The organism is Pseudomonas sp. NFACC56-3, assembly GCF_900100025.1.
Taxonomy (GTDB): Bacteria; Pseudomonadota; Gammaproteobacteria; order Pseudomonadales; family Pseudomonadaceae; genus Aquipseudomonas; species Aquipseudomonas fluorescens_AA.
Genome location: NZ_FMTK01000002.1, coordinates 134,259 through 149,753, shown reverse-complemented (window position 1 = coordinate 149,753; position 15,495 = coordinate 134,259). Strand labels below are relative to the sequence as shown.

The following is a 15,495-nucleotide window of genomic DNA, read 5'->3' as shown; positions in this document are numbered from 1 at the left end:
CCCGTTGCAACCACCGCGCCGGGTTGACGGTCACAGCCAGTAACGTGACATTTTGAGTGCTGGGTCTATGAAAAACCTGCGGATCGCGACGTTCAATATCAATGGCATCCGGGCACGGCTGCCCAACCTGCTGGAATGGCTGGAGCGGGAAAAACCCGACATTGTCTGTTTGCAGGAGCTCAAGGCAGTGGACAAGGATTTCCCGGCGGCGGAGCTGGAATCGGTGGGGTACGGAGCAATCTGGCACGGGCAGGCGTCCTGGAACGGTGTCGCGATCCTGGCCCGTGACGCGCAGCCGTTGGAGAGCCGCCGTGGCCTGCCCGGCGGGGATGACGACAGCCACAGTCGCTATCTGGAGGCGGCGGTTCACGGCGTGCTGGTGGGGTGCCTCTACCTGCCCAACGGCAATCCGCAACCGGGTCCCAAGTTCGACTACAAGTTGGCCTGGTTCGAACGGCTGATCGAATACGCCCAGGGGCTGCAGGCCAGTGACCATCCTGTGGTGCTCGCCGGTGACTACAATGTGGTGCCCACCGACATGGACATCTACAACCCGCGTTCCTGGCTCAAGGATGCGCTGTTGCAGCCGGAAAGCCGGGAGTGTTACCAGCGCTTGCTGGACCAGGGCTGGACCGATTCGCTGCGCCACCTGTATCCGGACGAACGCCTCTACACCTTCTGGGATTATTTCCGTCAGCACTGGCAAAAGAACTCCGGGCTGCGCATCGATCATCTGCTGCTCAATCCGGTCGCCAGCGCCTACCTGAGCGAGGGCGGCGTGGACGCCTGGGTCAGGAACCAGCCCCACCCCAGCGACCATGCGCCCACCTGGATCCGGCTGGCTTCGCGTAAACGGCGCTGACAGGGCCGATTGTTGTCTCGGTGAGAGGAATGCCTTATACCTGCGCCCATGAGCCGTGCGCTTGTTGTGAGCGCTGGCCGACCCCGGGAAAAGGACACCCTCATGAGTCATCCCCAACTGAGCGATACGACCCGTTATTTGCGGCGCCTGGGTTTCGACGCACCACCGGCGCCGACGCTCGACACCTTGCGCCAGCTGCAATGGCGCCATACCGCTGAATTCCCCTTTGAAACCCTGTCGACGTTGCTGCGCCAGCCTGTGCCCATCGACCTTGAATCGGTCGAGCGCAAGGTTTTTGAAGACGGGCGTGGTGGCTATTGCTATGAACTCAACCAGCTATTCCTGGCGCTGTTGCAGACATTGGGTTTCGATGCCCGTGGCATCACTGGGCGCGTGGTGATGAATGCGCCGGAGGACGCCTGGCCTGCCCGGACCCATCGGCTGAGCCTGGTGACGATCGACGGTGTGCGCTATATCACCGACGTCGGTTTTGGCGGCATGGTGCCCACCGCGCCGCTGCTGCTGGACAGCCGCGAGACCCAGGTCACGCCCCATGAGCCGTACCGCATCGAGACCCCTGCGGACGGCTATCTGTTGCGCGCCAACGTTGCCGGCGAATGGCGGCCGATGTACCTGTTCGACCTGCAACGCCAGGAAGACATCGACTACACCGTCGGCAATTGGTACGTCTGCAGCCATCCGGAGTCGCCGTTCATGGGCCGGTTGATGGTGGCCCGCACCGGTGACGGATTGCGCAAGACCCTGAACGGCAACAGCTATGCCGTGCACCGCATAGGGCAGGAGAGCGAGCGGCGGGTGATCATCGATGCCGATGAGTTGATCGATCTGCTGGAACAAGAGTTCAGCCTGCGCGTGCCGCCAAGGGAGCTGTTGCGGCCCGCGCTTGTGGGGTTGCTTCAAGGATAAAGGCGGTTGACCGCAGGTCTGTTCCAGATGTGCATGCTGTAAGTTGTATACAACTCTATGGACATTTGTCCTGAGTTTTGAATACAGTGTGCCCATAACAAAAAACAGGGAATCCCCGAACCATGAAAACGCCCCATGTTTCACTCCCACGGCCCGAGGACGAAAATCTCGGCGTCGGCGCGAATATGGCTTACGGCCTGCAACATGTGTTGACTATGTACGGTGGCATTGTCGCCGTACCGTTGATCATCGGCCAGGCGGCCGGGCTTTCGCCGGCGGACATCGGCCTGTTGATTGCCGCGTCATTGTTCGCAGGGGGCCTGGCCACGTTGCTGCAAACCCTCGGCCTGCCGTTTTTCGGCTGCCAGTTGCCTTTGGTGCAGGGCGTATCGTTTTCGGGTGTCGCGACCATGGTGGCGATTGTCGGCAGCGCAGGGGAAGGGGGCTTTCAAGCCATTCTCGGCGCGGTGATCGCAGCGTCGCTGATCGGTCTGCTGATCACCCCGGTGTTTTCACGCATCACCCGGTTCTTTCCGCCACTGGTCACTGGCATTGTGATCACCACCATCGGCCTGACCCTCATGCCGGTGGCGGCGCGTTGGGCGATGGGCGGCAACAGCCACGCCGCCGATTTTGGCAGCATGGCGAACATTGGCCTGGCCGCAGTGACCTTGGTACTGGTGCTGCTGTTGAGCAAAATGGGCAGCGCGACCATCTCCCGGTTGTCGATTCTGTTGGCGATGGTCATGGGGACGGTCATCGCGGTGTTCCTCGGCATGGCGGACTTTTCATCGGTCAGTCAGGGCCCGATGTTCGGCTTCCCGACACCGTTCCATTTCGGCATGCCGACGTTTCATATCGCCGCGATCCTGTCGATGTGCATTGTGATCATGGTGACCCTGGTGGAAACCTCCGCCGACATCCTGGCGGTGGGCGAGATCATCGACACCAAAGTCGACTCCAGGCGCCTGGGTAACGGCTTGCGAGCTGACATGCTGTCGAGCATGATCGCGCCGATCTTCGGTTCCTTCACCCAGAGTGCCTTTGCCCAGAACGTCGGGCTGGTGGCCGTGACGGGAATCAAGAGTCGTTTCGTGGTGGCGACCGGTGGGGTGTTCCTGGTGGTGCTCGGCCTGTTGCCGTTCATGGGCCGGGTGATCGCCGCGGTGCCGACCTCGGTGCTGGGCGGCGCCGGTATCGTGCTGTTCGGCACGGTGGCTGCCAGCGGCATCCGCACGCTGTCGAAAGTCGATTACCGCAACAACGTCAACCTGATCATCGTCGCCACCTCCATCGGCTTCGGCATGATTCCTATTGCCGCGCCGAATTTCTACGACCATTTCCCGAGCTGGTTCGCGACCATCTTTCATTCGGGCATCAGTTCTTCGGCAATCATGGCGATCGTGCTGAACCTGGCGTTCAATCACTTCACCACGGGCAATTCCGACCAGCAGTCAGTCTTCGCCGCCGGCACCGAGCGGGTGCTGCGCTACCAGGATCTGGCGGCGCTGCGCGAAGGCGACTATTTCAGTGACGGCAAGCTGCATGATTGTGATGGCAACGAGATTCCGGTGGTGGAACCTGTCCACGAGCCAGCGGAGCATGGGCCGATCCGGTTGAAAAGCAGCGAGCACGTCTGACCAATACCGGTTTATCCAGCAGACATGAAAAAGCCTGTGATCAATGATCACAGGCTTTTTTTGTGCCGCCCGGGAGCCGCTTACCAGCGGCCGTAATGACCCCGAGGTGGACCATAGTAGTAGCCCCGTGGTGGCCCGTAATACACCGGCGCCGGGCGATAGTAGATAGGCTGTTCTACATACACCGGCTGCGGCTGGTAGTAGACCGGTGGTGGTGGCTGCACATAGACCGGCTGCGGTTGGTAGTAGACCGGTTGTTGCTGCACATACACCGGCCGATCACGGTTGATGATGGCTGAGCCAACGATGGCCGAACCGACGATGGCACCAAAAACGGCGGGCCCCTCCCAACCACCACGACCGTGGGCGGATGCCTGGCCGGTGACCGCGAGTGCCCCCATGAGCAGGGCGATGATGGGAAGTCTACGATTCATGGCTGTTCCTCGTTTCGGCCCCGGCGCCTATGGTCTGCAACAGACCCGATGAGTGTCGCGGGGATACTTGCTATGACAGCGATTTTCTCAGGATTTGCGACGCCGTTGGGTAAATATTGTGTAAGGTCTGTAGCGCTTTTCTTTACCGCGCCGCGTCATCCAGCGGCCTGAGATCGGGCCGGACCTGGCGGTATCATCGAATAAACCTTTGGCGACGGTGTTTCCGTCTGTCCGAAAGTGAATGCAAGGAGACACGCATGCAGATCAATCCCAACAAAGACACCCAGCTGTGCATGTCGCTCTCGGGGCGTCCCGGAAACTTCGGCCTGCGCTTTCATAATCATTTGTATGAACAATTGGGGCTGAATTTCTACTACAAGGCGTTCAGCAGCCAGGACCTGCCTGGGGCGGTGGGTGGTATCCGCGCGCTGGGCATCCGCGGCTGCGGCGTGTCGATGCCGTTCAAGGAAGCCTGCATCGCCCTGGTGGACGAGTTGGATCCTTCCGCCGCCGCGATCCAGTCGATCAACACGATCGTCAACACCAACGGCCATCTGAAGGCTTACAACACGGACTACATTGCCATCGCCCAATTGCTGCAAAGCCATGCCGTGCCCCAGGATTCGACCTTTGCCCTGCGCGGCAGCGGTGGTATGGCCAAGGCTGTGGCCAGTGCCTTGCGCGATGGGGGCTACAAGAACGGGCTGATCGTTGCCCGCAATGAAGCCTCCGGGCGAGCCCTGGCCGAGTCCCTGGGGTATGAATGGCAAGCGGAACTGGGCGCCCGGCGGCCGCAGATGCTGATCAATGTCACGCCGATCGGCATGACCGGCGGCCCGGAAGCCGATCAGCTGGCGTTTGAACCCGAGACCATCGCCGCGGCCGAGACCGTGTTCGATGTGGTGGCGATCCCGTCGGAAACGCCGCTGATCGTACGCGCCCGGGCCGAGGGCAAACGGGTCATCACCGGGTTGGAAGTCATTGCGATCCAGGCCCTGGAGCAGTTCGTGCTGTACACAGGTGTGCGGCCCAATCTCGAGCAATTCGAAAAAGCCGTGGCCTTCGCTCGGTCGGCGTAAGCGCTGCTATTCCAGCCGCGCCAGGCGTTCTTCCAGCGCCGCGATCCGCGCTTCGAGCTCCTCGATGCGTTCCAGCGAGACACCGCCGCCGGCGCCACGCTCCACCGGGTGCTGACGGGCGGCGAGAATCGCTTCGATGTCCGCCGGGTCGCCCATGGCGTGCACATAGCGGTCTTCGCGCTGGCCGGCCTGGCGTGGCACCAGCAACGCCAGGCCGCGGGCGATCAGACGTTCGAGCTGGTGCACCACTTGTTCGGCGTCTTCGAAGTCGTGCATCCGTCCGCTGCGGGTCAACAATTCATTGACCGTTTGCGGGCCACGCAGGAACAGCAGGCCCATCAGGACCACTTGGGCCGGTACCAGCTCCAGGGCTTTGTCGACCCGATGCTCCCAGCGGTCGGCGCGGCTGCCCATCACCAGCTTGGTGAAACCGCGGCCTTCCAGCGCCCGCAGGCTCTGGCCGACCTGGCCCGGGTTGAGGTTCATCACCGGTTCGCGGCTGGTTTTCTGGTTGCAGGCCAGTACCAGGGCGTTGAGGGTCAGCGGGTAGGTCTCGGGGTTGGTGGCCTGTTTCTCGACCAGCGCGCCGAGGATGCGGATTTCCGTGCTATTGAGCCGTGGTTCTTCAGCCTGCTGTTGTTCTTCGATGCTCATCGCGCGTTCCCTATGCTGTGGAAGCCGCCTAGCCTAATCCTTGCGCAATAAAAGACAAGCCGTGCAACAAGGCGTGGCTATAATCGCAGCCGTTTGATTCATTCTTCCCTGCCACCTGCATGAGATTGCCATGACTATTTCCCTGTACGCCGCTTCCGTCCCGGTTTTCAAGCAGATGCTCAACGCGTTGAGCGATGTTCTGAACAAGGCCGAAGCCCACGCCACCGCGAAGAACATCGACCCGAACGCTTTCCTGCAAGCCCGCCTGTACCCGGACATGTTCCCGCTGGTGCGCCAAGTGCAGATCGCGGTGGATTTCGCCAAGGGTGTGTCCGCCCGCCTGGCCGAGGTCGAGGTGCCGAAGTATGAGGACAGCGAGACCACGTTCGCCGAGCTGCAAGCCCTGATCGCCAAGGTCCTGGCCTTTATCGACGGCATCAGCCCTGCGCAGATCGATGGCAAGGAAGGCATCGAAATCGTTACCCGTCCGGGGACGCCGAAGGAGAAGCGCTTCAGCGGCCAGAATTATCTGCTGACCTACGGCCTGCCGCAGTTCTTCTTCCACGTCACCACCACTTATGCCTTGCTGCGCCACAATGGCGTGGAAGTGGGCAAGCGCGACTACATGGGCGCGTTCTAACCCCGCAGGCATGAAAAAGCCCGGGACGATGTGGGCCGTTCCCGGGCTTTTTTGTGGCTGTCTGTTACATCCTCGGCGGGTTTGCCGCCGCTATCGCGAGCAAGCTCGCTCCCACAAAGGATTGGTGGCGTGGCGGCTATTGTGTGAGCGCCGCTGCCCCTGTGGGAGTAAGCCTGCTCGCGATGACAAGCCCACAGCCACGGCAATTGTCACGCCGTACGCGCGAGCTTCTCTTCCTCGCCCAGGCACGCCGCCGCCGTGAACAGCACATCCGTCGATGAGTTCAACGCCGTCTCCGCCGAGTCCTGCAGGACACCGATGATGAAGCCCACCGCGACCACTTGCATGGCGATCTCACTGGGAATGCCAAACAGGCTGCACGCCAGGGGAATCAGCAACAGCGAACCGCCGGCCACCCCGGATGCACCGCATGCGCAAATGGCGGCGACAACGCTCAGCAGCACGGCGGTTGGCACGTCCACCGCAATACCCAGGGTTTGCACGGCCGCCAGGGTCAGTACGGTGATGGTGATGGCGGCGCCGGCCATGTTGATGGTCGCGCCCAGGGGGATCGACACCGAATAGGTGTCTTCGTGCAGGCCCAGGCGTTTGCTCAGTTCCAGGTTCACCGGAATATTCGCCGCCGAGCTGCGCGTGAAAAACGCCGTGATGCCACTTTCCCGCAGGCAGGTGAACACCAATGGGTAAGGGTTGCGACGCAGTTTCCAGAACACGATGAGCGGGTTGACCACCAACGCCACGAACAGCATGCAACCGATCAGCACGGTGAGCAGTTGCAAGTAGCCGAGCAGGGCGCCGAAGCCGGACGTGGCCAGGGTCGAGGCCACCAGCCCGAAGATCCCCAGCGGGGCGAAGCGGATGACCAGGCGCACGATCACGGTCACGCCGTTGGACAGGTCTTCGAGCACGGTCCGCGTGGTCTGGCCCGCATGGCGAATGGCGATGCCCATGCCGATGGCCCAGGCCAGGATGCCGATGAAGTTACCGTCCATCAGCGCTCGGACCGGGTTATCCACCACGCTCAGCAACAGGCTTTGCAGCACCTCGCTGATGCCACCGGGCGCCGTGACCGCGACGTTTTGGGTCGACAGCACCAGGCTGGACGGAAACAGCGTACTGGCAACCACCGCGACCACTGCTGCGGCGAAGGTGCCCAGCAGGTAGAGGAACAGGATGGGGCGGATATGGGTTTCCTGGCCGTGTTTGTGGTTGGCGATGGACGCCATGACCAGCACGAATACCAGGATCGGCGCCACGGCCTTGAGCGCGGACACGAAGACCTTGCCGATGAATGCGGTGGATTTCGCCAGGTCGGGCGCCAGCCATGCCAGGACAATACCGGCGATCAGGCCAATGATGATTTGCGCCACCAGACTGGTGCGTTTGAGGCGTTGCAAAGGGGTAACGGACGAAGCTGTCATAGCGGCATCTCTGATTTTATTGTGTTCAACGGTCGACGAATCAGGGCAACAAGCGGGCAGGCCACATGAGCGGACCGAGAGAAAGTACGGCATTTGCAGGCCGCGGACTTTATCACAGCCGATGAAAAATCTGACGGACCTGTGACAGTCCGTCACCCTTATCCGGGCCATGCCGAGCGTTTGTATGAGACGCGCATTCTGTTAGGCTTTGCCGCTCTCACTTTCTTTCCGCCAGCGGGCCTTTCGGCTAACGCTGGTGTCGTCGTTTTGCTGGAGTTCTGCATGTTGTTACCCATTTTTCTGTTGTCGGCCGCCGGTTTTACCGTGCTGACCACGGAATTCGTCATCGTTGGCCTGTTACCGTCCATTGCCCGCGACCTGCACGTCACCATTCCCCAGGCTGGGCTGCTGGTGACGTTGTTCGCGTTTACGGTGGCGGCGTTCGGGCCATTCCTGACGGCCTGGTTCGCTCGCTTCGAGCGGCGCAAGCTGTTTATCAGCGTGCTGGTGATGTTCGGCCTGGCCAACCTGCTGGCCACCTTTGCCCCCAACATCTGGGTGATGGCCATTGCCCGGTTGATCCCGGCCCTGGGCCTGCCGGTGTTCTGGGCGCTAGCCAGTGAAACGGCGGTGGACATTGTCGGGCCGCAGCTGGCCGGGCGGGCCATCGCCCGGATCGGCTTCGGCATCGTCTGCGCCACGGTGTTCGGCATTCCAGTGGGCACGTTGATTGCCGATGCGTTTGGCTGGCGCAGCGCGTTTGCGATCCTGGCGGTCATTGCCTTCGCCAAGGCTTTGTTGCTGTTTATCTATTTGCCGAAAACCAATTTGCACCAGCATCAGGTGAGCTTCCGCTCCCAATTGAAGATCCTGCGCAGCCCACTGATGCAGGGGCACGTGCTGTTGTCGATCCTGGTGTTCAGCGGCATGTTCACCGCCTACACCTATCTGGCGGATATCCTCGAGCGCCTCGCCGGATTCGATGGCACCCTGGTGGGCTGGTGCCTGATGGGCTTTGGCGCAGTCGGGCTGTTGGGCAATTCCCTGGGCGGTCGTGCGGTGGACCGGCATCCGTTGATTGCGTCGATGGTGTTCTGCCTGTTCCTGATCGGCGGCATGGTGGCGTTGGTGCCGAGCATTCATTCGCCCCTCGCGCTGGCGGCGGCGATGGGTATCTGGGGCGTGACCCAAGCCGCGTTGTTCCTGGTCAGCCATGTGCGGCTGATGAAGGCGGCCCCGCAGGCCCCGGCGTTTGCCGCCTCGTTGAACATCGCCGGGGCCAACCTGGGGATTGGCCTGGGGGCGATGGTCGGTGGCCGAGTCATCGATAACCTGGGCCTGGGCAGTGTCGGGTTCGCGGCAGCCGGGTTCATCTTTGTATCGATTCTGCTGGCGTTGCTGCTGATGACCGTCAAGCCCCGCGGGACTTGCATGGATGGCTAAGCACTGAACAACTCGCGACGCGCACCTTCGGCAATCGCGACGATGCCGGGGTGGCTGACCTTGCGTTCCACGGAAATGGCGTAGAAGGATTCACTCACCGCATCGGTCTGGCCGATCACTTCTACGCCGTATTGGCGCTTGACCTCTTCGGCGATCACGCTCGGGCCGATGAAAATCCCGCTGCCGGATTGACCGAAGGCCTGCATCAGTGCGCTGTCGTCGAATTCGCCGACGATGCGCGGCTGGATCTGCTGTTCGGCGAACCAGCGTTGCAAGCGGCTGCGCACCACGGTTTCCGGCCCGGGAATCAGCAGCGGAGCGTCATGCAGGCCATGGGGGAAATCCTGCCCGTAGCGTTCGGCCAGCGCGGCGGTGGCGAAAAAACTGATCCCGCATTCCCCCAGTTTCTGGCTGTAGCCCTTGATGTCCAGGTGAGTCGGCATCGGGCTGTCGGAAATCACCAGATCCAGACGTTGGATCGCCAGGTCCGCCAGTAGCCGTTCGAGCTTGTCCTCGCGGCAGGTGATGCGCAGCGGCTCGCTCAACTCCATGGTCGGCGCCAGCAGTCGATAGACGATGGATTTGGGCACCACATCCGCCACCCCGACCCGGAACAGGGTTTGCTGTTCGTTGGGCTGGGCCCGCAGCATCAGTTCCAACTCACCGCCCAACTGGAACATGTGTTCGGCGTAGGGGAGCGTCTGGCGGCCGGCTTCGGTCAGTTCCAACTGCCGCCCGACACGACGAAACAGTTTGATGTTGTACGTCTGCTCGAACAGGGAAATCTGGCCGCTGATGGTCTGTGGCGTCAGGTTCAACTGCTCGCACGCGCGCACGATGCTGCCGGTTTTCGCCACCACCCAGAAGTAATGCAGTTGTCGATAATTGAGCATGGGATCACATGGCTTCGTAAAAACCGAAGTATAACCGCTGAAAATACGAATTTTCCTGAAGTATTCGCGTCTCTAGAATGCCTCGCCATGGGTGGGCCACTTTCCTGCTCCTTTCATTCTCCCAAGAGGCATTCATTCCATGACATACAAATCCCTGGGGCTGGCAGCCCTGTTGGTGATGTCCGTAACGACACTGGCGGGTTGTGAACAGGCTGAAAAAAGTGCCCAGCAACTGATGGGACAGGCAGCGGAAACCGCCAAGCAGGCCATCGACGATACCCACAAGGCCGCCGAACAGGCGATCAGCGAAGCCACCGGTGGCTTGATCAGCCCGAAGAAAGAGCCGGCGGACGAAGCTGACGAAACACAAACCCCTACCAAAACCATCTAACGCGTCACATCAGTCAGGACTGACCCATGGATTATCTTTTACAGCTCGCCGCCAGCCCCACCGCGTGGATCGCCCTGGCGACTCTGGTCGTGATGGAAATCGTGCTTGGCATCGATAACCTGATCTTCATTTCGATTCTGACCAACAAGCTGCCTGCACAGCATCGTGCCAAGGCGCGGCGGATCGGTATCGGCATGGCGCTGATCCTGCGCCTGGGCTTGTTGAGCACCATTGCCTTCATTGTGCAGTTGACCGAACCGGTCATCGAAATCCTGGGCCAGGCGTTCTCTTGGAAAGACATGATCCTGATCGCCGGTGGCCTGTTCCTGCTGTGGAAAGCGACCACTGAAATCCACCACAGCATGGACCCAGCGCCAAATGATCCCAAATCGGAGACGTCCGGCGTGACCCTGGGCTTTGCCGCGGCCATCGGTCAGATCCTGATGTTGGACCTGGTGTTCTCCATCGACAGCATCATCACCGCCGTGGGCATGACCGAGCACTTGCCGATCATGATCATCGCTGTCGTCGTATCGGTGCTGGTGATGCTGTTGGCGGCTGAGCCGCTCGCCAAGTTCATCAATGACAACCCGACCGTGGTCATGCTGGCCCTGGGCTTCCTGATCATGATCGGCATGACGCTGATCGCCGAAGGCTTCGGTGCCCATGTACCGAAAGGCTACATCTATGCGGCCATGGCGTTCTCGGCGGCGATCGAGGTGTTGAACATGTTGTCCCGTCGGGCCAGGGAAAAGGCGCTGGCCAACAACGCCTGATTCCAGGCACACAGAAGCCACCCGGGGCCAGGCCCGGGTGGCTTTTTTTATTTGAACGCTATGGGTTTGAATGTGAAAGATCAGTGTGCGGCGGCGTGGCGCCGGGCAGGTTTGGCGGCTTTTTCCGATGGCGCAGGTGGCGCATGATGATGGCGCCGAGCGATTCGAAGCACTCCCCACAGCATGGCCGTGGCTACGCTCAGCCAGCCGAATATCAGCATCAGGATTGTCGTCGTCAGGCTCATTTGTGCCTCCTTCTATCCCCGGTTCGGGATATCGCACCCAGTACAATGGACAGTCTAGTCGCTCAAGTGTTGCAGCTAATCGATGCACGGCGCTGGGGTTCGGATCGGTTCGTTCTATTGCCGCCGTAAAACGATGCTTATGGCTATACCCAGGGCTGTGCGCACCTTATGATCGTCGACCCAAGCCCGGCCCGGATGCCGGGTGCCTGAACAAGAGAGTCGTCATGTCGCCGGTCATTCCATCGTTTCGATCACTGGTACTGGCGGTGTCTTGCCTCGTCGCCCTGGCGGGTTGCGCGGGCAGTGTATCGCCGCAGATCCAGCGCCTGCCCGAGCGGGTGGAGCTCAATAGCGTGCCGTTCTACCGTGGCGAAATGTACCAGGGGGCTCCGCAGTCCCTGGCCGCCTTGCTGACGTTGCAAGGCACTGTCATCACCCCGGGGCTGCTGGAAAAGCCATTGCACCTGCCCGGTGGCGAAGCCGATTTGCAGCAGAATATGCCCACCCTGGCGCGGGAGTACGGGTTGCTGGTGTATCCCCTGGACGCCAAGCTGCCTGCGCTGTTGGAGCAGGTCGCGGCGGGCTATCCGGTGCTGGTGCGCTATATCGACGGTTCGGCGTTCTGGGCCGCGCCTCGGTATGGGATTCTCGCCGGCTACAACCGCCAGAAACAGACGGTGTTGCTGCGTGCAGGCATGAACCGGCGGCAGTTAATGAGCTTCAGTGCCTTTGAGTCGGCCTTCCAGAGCGCGGGCGGTTGGGCGGTGCTGGTCCAGCGACCCACGCAGCTTCCCGCCAATGTCGACGCGCAGCGTTGGCTGAAAGCGGCGGCTGATCTGGGTGGGGCAGGGCAGGAGCAAGCCGCAGCGCGGGCCACCAAGGCCCTGGGCGCTGCGCATTGATCGAGCGCCCCGTTCGTCACTTGCCGGGCACGACCCGGCAAGCCCGAGGCTCCTATCGTCAGGGTTGGGCATTTTTCCGACCGTGATTGGAGGAGGCACGAATGGCACAGTCGAAAACACCTACGGGGCCACATTCATCAGAGCATTCCAGCGGTGATGACCTGGGATTCGATCCGGACTCGCCGGACCTTGAGGATCCTCAGGTCGACCCGGTAGGGCCGGCCAAGGCGCCCCTGGACAAGGAGGCTGAGCGCAAGCCCAAGCCCTATGATCCGCTGGGTGACTTGAAGTCATAAATAACCTGTGGGAGCAAAGCTTGCTCGCGATGGTGGCAGACCAGTCAGCGGCATTGTCGACTGGCTTATCCCTATCGCGAGCAGGCTTCGCTCCCACAGTTTTGTGCCGTTGGGTTATTTGGAGGCTTCCACCACGCCACTCTGGCGGCTCTTGAGATTCTTGGCGGCCTTGTATTGCAGGGCCACCGCTGGCACCGCGGCGCTTTTTCCGGTTTCCACCCAGCTACGAATCCGGCTGGCGTCGGCGAAGTGCGTGTACTTGCCAAAGGCGTCGAGGATCACCAGCGCCATCGGGCGATTGCCCATTTTCGTCACCAGCACCAGGCAATGACCGGCCTGGTTGGTGAAGCCAGTCTTGGTCAACTGGATATCCCAGTTGGCCTTATGGATCAGGTGGTCGGTGTTGCGAAATCCCAGGCTGTACACAGGCTTGCGAAAGGTAACGGTCTTTTCCTTGGTCGTGCTCAGTTCGCTTAGCAGTGGGTACTTGCGGGCGGCGATCAACAGCTTGGTCAGGTCCCGGGCGGTGGAGACGTTGTTGATCGACAAGCCTGTGGGTTCGACGTAATGGGTGCTGGTCATGCCCAGTGCCTTGGCCTTGGCGTTCATGGCCGCAATGAATGCCGCATAGCCGCCCGGATAGTGGTGGGCGAGGCTGGCGGCGGCGCGGTTTTCCGAAGACATCAACGCGATCAGTAGTACGTCCCGGCGCGACAGTTCGCTATTGAGCTTGACCCGGGAAAACACGCCCTTCATCTCCGGGGTGTTGGCGATGGTGATGGAAATGTATTCATCCAGGTTCTGTTTGGCGTCCAGCACAATCAGGCCGGTCATCAACTTGGTCACCGAAGCGATGGGCACCACCACGTCCGGGTTGCTCGAATAAACGACTTTGTCCGTCTGCAGGTCCAACAGCATCGCGCTGCCCGAGGCGACTTGCAGCTTGGCCGCATCCCGAGGGGCCGCGATGGTTTCCTGTGCAACGGCATTTTGCGTGATGAAGGGGCCTGTGAAAGCGATGAACAGGCTGATGATCGAAAGACGGATTTTCACGCGAGTAGACTCGATGGAGTTGAAGGTGCCGTTGAGCAACGACTTTTAAAGAAAACGTCGCATTTTAGGAGTATGGGCGATAGCAGCGCTACATGCCTGTATCGCAAGGCTTGTGAATAAATAAAGTTTAATGAAGGGCGATTCTGGCGAATCGAATCTGAAAATTTTGTAGTTTGCGCGACCGACATACCTGGCGGCTAAGTCCGGGCCCGGAAACACCTGTGGGAGCGAGCTTGCTCGCGATGGCAGTGTGTCAGTCAACTTGGATGTTGGCCGGTGCACCGCTATCGCGAGCAAGCTCGCTCCCACAGGGTCTTTGTTGGCGCGTCGATCAGCTATGCAGCGTCTCGGCCGCGTACAACGTGTTTTCCAGCAGGCAGGCGCGGGTCATCGGGCCTACGCCGCCGGGAACCGGGGTGATCCAGCCAGCACGGGGCAGGGCGGTCTCGTAGACCACGTCGCCCACCAGCTTGCCGTCTTCCTGGCGATTGATGCCCACGTCGATGACGATGGCGCCTTCCTTGATCCACTCGCCCCTCACCAGCCCGGGTTTGCCGGCGGCCACCACCACCAGGTCGGCACGGCCGACATGGCCGGCCAGGTCCTTGGTGAAGCGATGGGTCACGGTCACGGTGCAGCCGGCCAGCAGCAACTCCATGGCCATCGGACGGCCGACGATGTTGGACGCCCCCACCACCACGGCATCGAGGCCATACAGGTCCACGCCAGTGCTTTCCAGCAGGGTCATGATGCCTTTGGGGGTGCAGGGACGAAGCAGTGGGATGCGCTGGGCCAGGCGGCCGACATTATAAGGATGGAAACCGTCGACATCTTTGTCCGGGCGGATACGCTCCAGCAGCTTGGAGGCGTCGAGGTGTTCAGGCAGCGGCAACTGGAGCAGAACACCGTCGATGTTCGGGTCGTCGTTCAGGCGGTCGATCAGATCGGCCAACGCTTGCTGGGTGGTTTCGGAAGGCAGGTCGTAGGCCTGGGAAAGGAAGCCGACCTCTTCACAGTCTTTACGCTTGTGCGAGACATAAACCTGAGAGGCAGGATCGCTGCCGACCAGGATCACCGCAAGGCCGGGCGTGCGCAGACCTTGCTGGCGGCGCTCGGTGACTCGTTGGGCGATCTGCTGGCGCAGGCTGGCGGCGATCGATTTGCCGTCGATAAGTTGTGCAGTCATTGCGCGTGGTTAACCATCGAGAGGGGAAAAAAAGAGAACGCATTCTCGCATGCCGGGGCGTGAGGGCAAAGGCGCTTGGTCTGCAAATTCCCCTAACCCCTTTAATTAAATGAATTTTTTTTAAAAAAGAGTTGACGACCTATCGGGCCGTCTATAACATTCGTCGCACTTGTCGGGCACAGCCTAGCACTGGTTAAGAAGGTGGAGCGGAGTTGGTTGTTTCAACTCGGCAAAACTGAAAGCACTTAGTTTGTAATCGTCCAAGAATACAGATTAAAAAGGCGCCCGTAGCTCAGCTGGATAGAGCATCCGCCTTCTAAGCGGATGGTCGCAGGTTCGAGTCCTGCCGGGTGCGCCAATTAGGCAGCTTTGGCACAAGTAAGGCAGCAAGGCAATATGGTGGGCGTAGCTCAGTTGGTAGAGCACGGGATTGTGACTCCCGTTGTCGTGGGTTCGATCCCCATCGTCCACCCCATATTCTAGAAAGGCGCCAGATCTAACAATCTGGCGCCTTTGCTTTAAAAGCTTGATACGCGGATGTGGTGGAATTGGTAGACACACTGGATTTAGGTTCCAGCGCCGCAAGGTGTGAGAGTTCGAGTCTCTCCGTCCGCACCATACAAGTGGCTATT

17 protein-coding genes and 3 tRNA genes are annotated in these 15,495 nt (G+C 60.7%); 13 read left to right on the top strand and 7 right to left on the bottom strand.

All coding sequences use genetic code 11. The features are described 5' to 3' along the window. Window positions 1-67: 67 nt before the first annotated feature. The 3 genes from xth (at window position 68) to BLO80_RS03715 (ending at window position 3,429) form a co-directional block, all read left to right on the top strand. Window positions 68-862 (top strand): exodeoxyribonuclease III, encoded by a 795-nt coding sequence (gene xth, locus BLO80_RS03725; RefSeq protein WP_072405365.1) that lies wholly within the window; start codon window positions 68-70, stop codon window positions 860-862. 102 nt (window positions 863-964) lie between these two features. After that, a complete protein-coding gene (locus tag BLO80_RS03720) occupies window positions 965-1,789 on the top strand; it encodes an arylamine N-acetyltransferase family protein (RefSeq protein ID WP_092326868.1) in 825 nt (274 codons plus the stop codon). 122 nt (window positions 1,790-1,911) lie between these two features. Continuing rightward, on the top strand, window positions 1,912-3,429 hold the full coding sequence (locus BLO80_RS03715) for a nucleobase:cation symporter-2 family protein (protein WP_092326866.1): 1,518 nt from the start codon (window positions 1,912-1,914) through the stop codon (window positions 3,427-3,429). Window positions 3,430-3,509: 80 nt separating this feature from the next. Here the strand turns inward: BLO80_RS03715 and BLO80_RS03710 are convergent, their stop codons facing one another. After that, window positions 3,510-3,863, bottom strand: coding sequence for a hypothetical protein (locus tag BLO80_RS03710; protein ID WP_092197252.1), 354 nt, complete (start codon window positions 3,861-3,863; stop codon window positions 3,510-3,512). 257 nt (window positions 3,864-4,120) lie between these two features. Between BLO80_RS03710 and BLO80_RS03705 the strand changes: the two genes are divergently transcribed. Then, complete coding sequence (locus tag BLO80_RS03705; RefSeq protein WP_092326864.1) at window positions 4,121-4,942, top strand: shikimate 5-dehydrogenase; 822 nt, start codon at window positions 4,121-4,123, stop codon at window positions 4,940-4,942. Between the two features lie 6 nt (window positions 4,943-4,948). Here BLO80_RS03705 and BLO80_RS03700 read toward each other — a convergent pair whose 3' ends face one another. Continuing rightward, window positions 4,949-5,596 carry a YceH family protein gene (locus tag BLO80_RS03700; protein WP_053120815.1) on the bottom strand — a complete coding sequence of 216 codons (648 nt, stop codon included), beginning with the start codon at window positions 5,594-5,596 and terminating at the stop codon, window positions 4,949-4,951. Between the two features lie 130 nt (window positions 5,597-5,726). Between BLO80_RS03700 and BLO80_RS03695 the strand changes: the two genes are divergently transcribed. Beyond that, complete coding sequence (locus BLO80_RS03695) at window positions 5,727-6,236, top strand: DUF1993 domain-containing protein (RefSeq protein WP_060738333.1); 510 nt, start codon at window positions 5,727-5,729, stop codon at window positions 6,234-6,236. A gap of 209 nt (window positions 6,237-6,445) precedes the next feature. Here the strand turns inward: BLO80_RS03695 and sstT are convergent, their stop codons facing one another. Further along, a complete protein-coding gene (gene sstT, locus BLO80_RS03690; RefSeq protein ID WP_092326863.1) occupies window positions 6,446-7,678 on the bottom strand; it encodes a serine/threonine transporter SstT in 1,233 nt (410 codons plus the stop codon). Between the two features lie 282 nt (window positions 7,679-7,960). On the opposite strand from sstT, the gene BLO80_RS03685 reads away from it, so the two are divergent. Continuing rightward, complete coding sequence (locus tag BLO80_RS03685; RefSeq protein WP_092326861.1) at window positions 7,961-9,121, top strand: MFS transporter; 1,161 nt, start codon at window positions 7,961-7,963, stop codon at window positions 9,119-9,121. Here BLO80_RS03685 and nhaR read toward each other — a convergent pair. Beyond that, the gene (gene nhaR, locus BLO80_RS03680) at window positions 9,118-10,014 is read right to left on the bottom strand and encodes a transcriptional activator NhaR (protein WP_063322135.1); all 897 of its coding nucleotides are present in this window, start codon (window positions 10,012-10,014) and stop codon (window positions 9,118-9,120) included. The two genes, BLO80_RS03685 and nhaR, sit on opposite strands and share 4 nt — an antisense overlap. Window positions 10,015-10,153: 139 nt before the next feature. Between nhaR and BLO80_RS03675 the strand changes: the two genes are divergently transcribed. Continuing rightward, window positions 10,154-10,405 (top strand): hypothetical protein, encoded by a 252-nt coding sequence (locus BLO80_RS03675; protein WP_092176397.1) that lies wholly within the window; start codon window positions 10,154-10,156, stop codon window positions 10,403-10,405. A 26-nt stretch (window positions 10,406-10,431) separates the two neighbouring features. Further along, complete coding sequence (locus BLO80_RS03670; protein ID WP_092326860.1) at window positions 10,432-11,181, top strand: TerC family protein; 750 nt, start codon at window positions 10,432-10,434, stop codon at window positions 11,179-11,181. 80 nt (window positions 11,182-11,261) lie between these two features. Here the strand turns inward: BLO80_RS03670 and BLO80_RS29830 are convergent, their stop codons facing one another. Beyond that, complete coding sequence (locus BLO80_RS29830) at window positions 11,262-11,426, bottom strand: hypothetical protein (protein WP_170842391.1); 165 nt, start codon at window positions 11,424-11,426, stop codon at window positions 11,262-11,264. 224 nt (window positions 11,427-11,650) lie between these two features. Between BLO80_RS29830 and BLO80_RS03665 the strand changes: the two genes are divergently transcribed. Both BLO80_RS03665 and BLO80_RS03660 read left to right on the top strand, forming a co-directional pair. Beyond that, a complete protein-coding gene (locus BLO80_RS03665) occupies window positions 11,651-12,328 on the top strand; it encodes a hypothetical protein (RefSeq protein ID WP_092326858.1) in 678 nt (225 codons plus the stop codon). A 101-nt stretch (window positions 12,329-12,429) separates the two neighbouring features. Then, the gene (locus tag BLO80_RS03660; protein ID WP_092326857.1) at window positions 12,430-12,624 is read left to right on the top strand and encodes a DUF6021 family protein; all 195 of its coding nucleotides are present in this window, start codon (window positions 12,430-12,432) and stop codon (window positions 12,622-12,624) included. A 114-nt stretch (window positions 12,625-12,738) separates the two neighbouring features. On the opposite strand, the gene pbpG is transcribed toward BLO80_RS03660, so the two are convergent. Together pbpG and folD are read right to left on the bottom strand one after the other, a co-directional pair. After that, window positions 12,739-13,677: a D-alanyl-D-alanine endopeptidase gene (gene pbpG / locus BLO80_RS03655; protein WP_092326855.1), complete on the bottom strand. Its 939-nt coding sequence runs from the start codon at window positions 13,675-13,677 to the stop codon at window positions 12,739-12,741. Between the two features lie 331 nt (window positions 13,678-14,008). Then, window positions 14,009-14,863: a bifunctional methylenetetrahydrofolate dehydrogenase/methenyltetrahydrofolate cyclohydrolase FolD gene (gene folD / locus BLO80_RS03650; RefSeq protein WP_092326854.1), complete on the bottom strand. Its 855-nt coding sequence runs from the start codon at window positions 14,861-14,863 to the stop codon at window positions 14,009-14,011. Between the two features lie 281 nt (window positions 14,864-15,144). Here folD and BLO80_RS03645 point away from each other — a divergent pair. The 3 genes from BLO80_RS03645 (at window position 15,145) to BLO80_RS03635 (ending at window position 15,481) form a co-directional block, all read left to right on the top strand. Next, window positions 15,145-15,221 (top strand) — tRNA-Arg (locus BLO80_RS03645). Between the two features lie 41 nt (window positions 15,222-15,262). Next, a tRNA-His gene (locus BLO80_RS03640) sits at window positions 15,263-15,338 on the top strand. A gap of 58 nt (window positions 15,339-15,396) precedes the next feature. After that, window positions 15,397-15,481, top strand: a tRNA-Leu gene (locus BLO80_RS03635). Window positions 15,482-15,495 lie beyond the last annotated feature (14 nt).

Bases quoted from the DNA above. Each gene is read 5' to 3' on its own strand.
- xth (WP_072405365.1), top strand. From the start codon at position 68: ATGAAAAACCTGCGGATCGCGACGTTCAATATCAATGGCATCCGGGCA.
- BLO80_RS03720 (WP_092326868.1), top strand. From the start codon at position 965: ATGAGTCATCCCCAACTGAGCGATACGACCCGTTATTTGCGGCGCCTG.
- BLO80_RS03715 (WP_092326866.1), top strand. From the start codon at position 1,912: ATGAAAACGCCCCATGTTTCACTCCCACGGCCCGAGGACGAAAATCTC.
- BLO80_RS03710 (WP_092197252.1), bottom strand. From the start codon at position 3,863: ATGAATCGTAGACTTCCCATCATCGCCCTGCTCATGGGGGCACTCGCG.
- BLO80_RS03705 (WP_092326864.1), top strand. From the start codon at position 4,121: ATGCAGATCAATCCCAACAAAGACACCCAGCTGTGCATGTCGCTCTCG.
- BLO80_RS03700 (WP_053120815.1), bottom strand. From the start codon at position 5,596: ATGAGCATCGAAGAACAACAGCAGGCTGAAGAACCACGGCTCAATAGC.
- BLO80_RS03695 (WP_060738333.1), top strand. From the start codon at position 5,727: ATGACTATTTCCCTGTACGCCGCTTCCGTCCCGGTTTTCAAGCAGATG.
- sstT (WP_092326863.1), bottom strand. From the start codon at position 7,678: ATGACAGCTTCGTCCGTTACCCCTTTGCAACGCCTCAAACGCACCAGT.
- BLO80_RS03685 (WP_092326861.1), top strand. From the start codon at position 7,961: ATGTTGTTACCCATTTTTCTGTTGTCGGCCGCCGGTTTTACCGTGCTG.
- nhaR (WP_063322135.1), bottom strand. From the start codon at position 10,014: ATGCTCAATTATCGACAACTGCATTACTTCTGGGTGGTGGCGAAAACC.
- BLO80_RS03675 (WP_092176397.1), top strand. From the start codon at position 10,154: ATGACATACAAATCCCTGGGGCTGGCAGCCCTGTTGGTGATGTCCGTA.
- BLO80_RS03670 (WP_092326860.1), top strand. From the start codon at position 10,432: ATGGATTATCTTTTACAGCTCGCCGCCAGCCCCACCGCGTGGATCGCC.
- BLO80_RS29830 (WP_170842391.1), bottom strand. From the start codon at position 11,426: ATGAGCCTGACGACGACAATCCTGATGCTGATATTCGGCTGGCTGAGC.
- BLO80_RS03665 (WP_092326858.1), top strand. From the start codon at position 11,651: ATGTCGCCGGTCATTCCATCGTTTCGATCACTGGTACTGGCGGTGTCT.
- BLO80_RS03660 (WP_092326857.1), top strand. From the start codon at position 12,430: ATGGCACAGTCGAAAACACCTACGGGGCCACATTCATCAGAGCATTCC.
- folD (WP_092326854.1), bottom strand. From the start codon at position 14,863: ATGACTGCACAACTTATCGACGGCAAATCGATCGCCGCCAGCCTGCGC.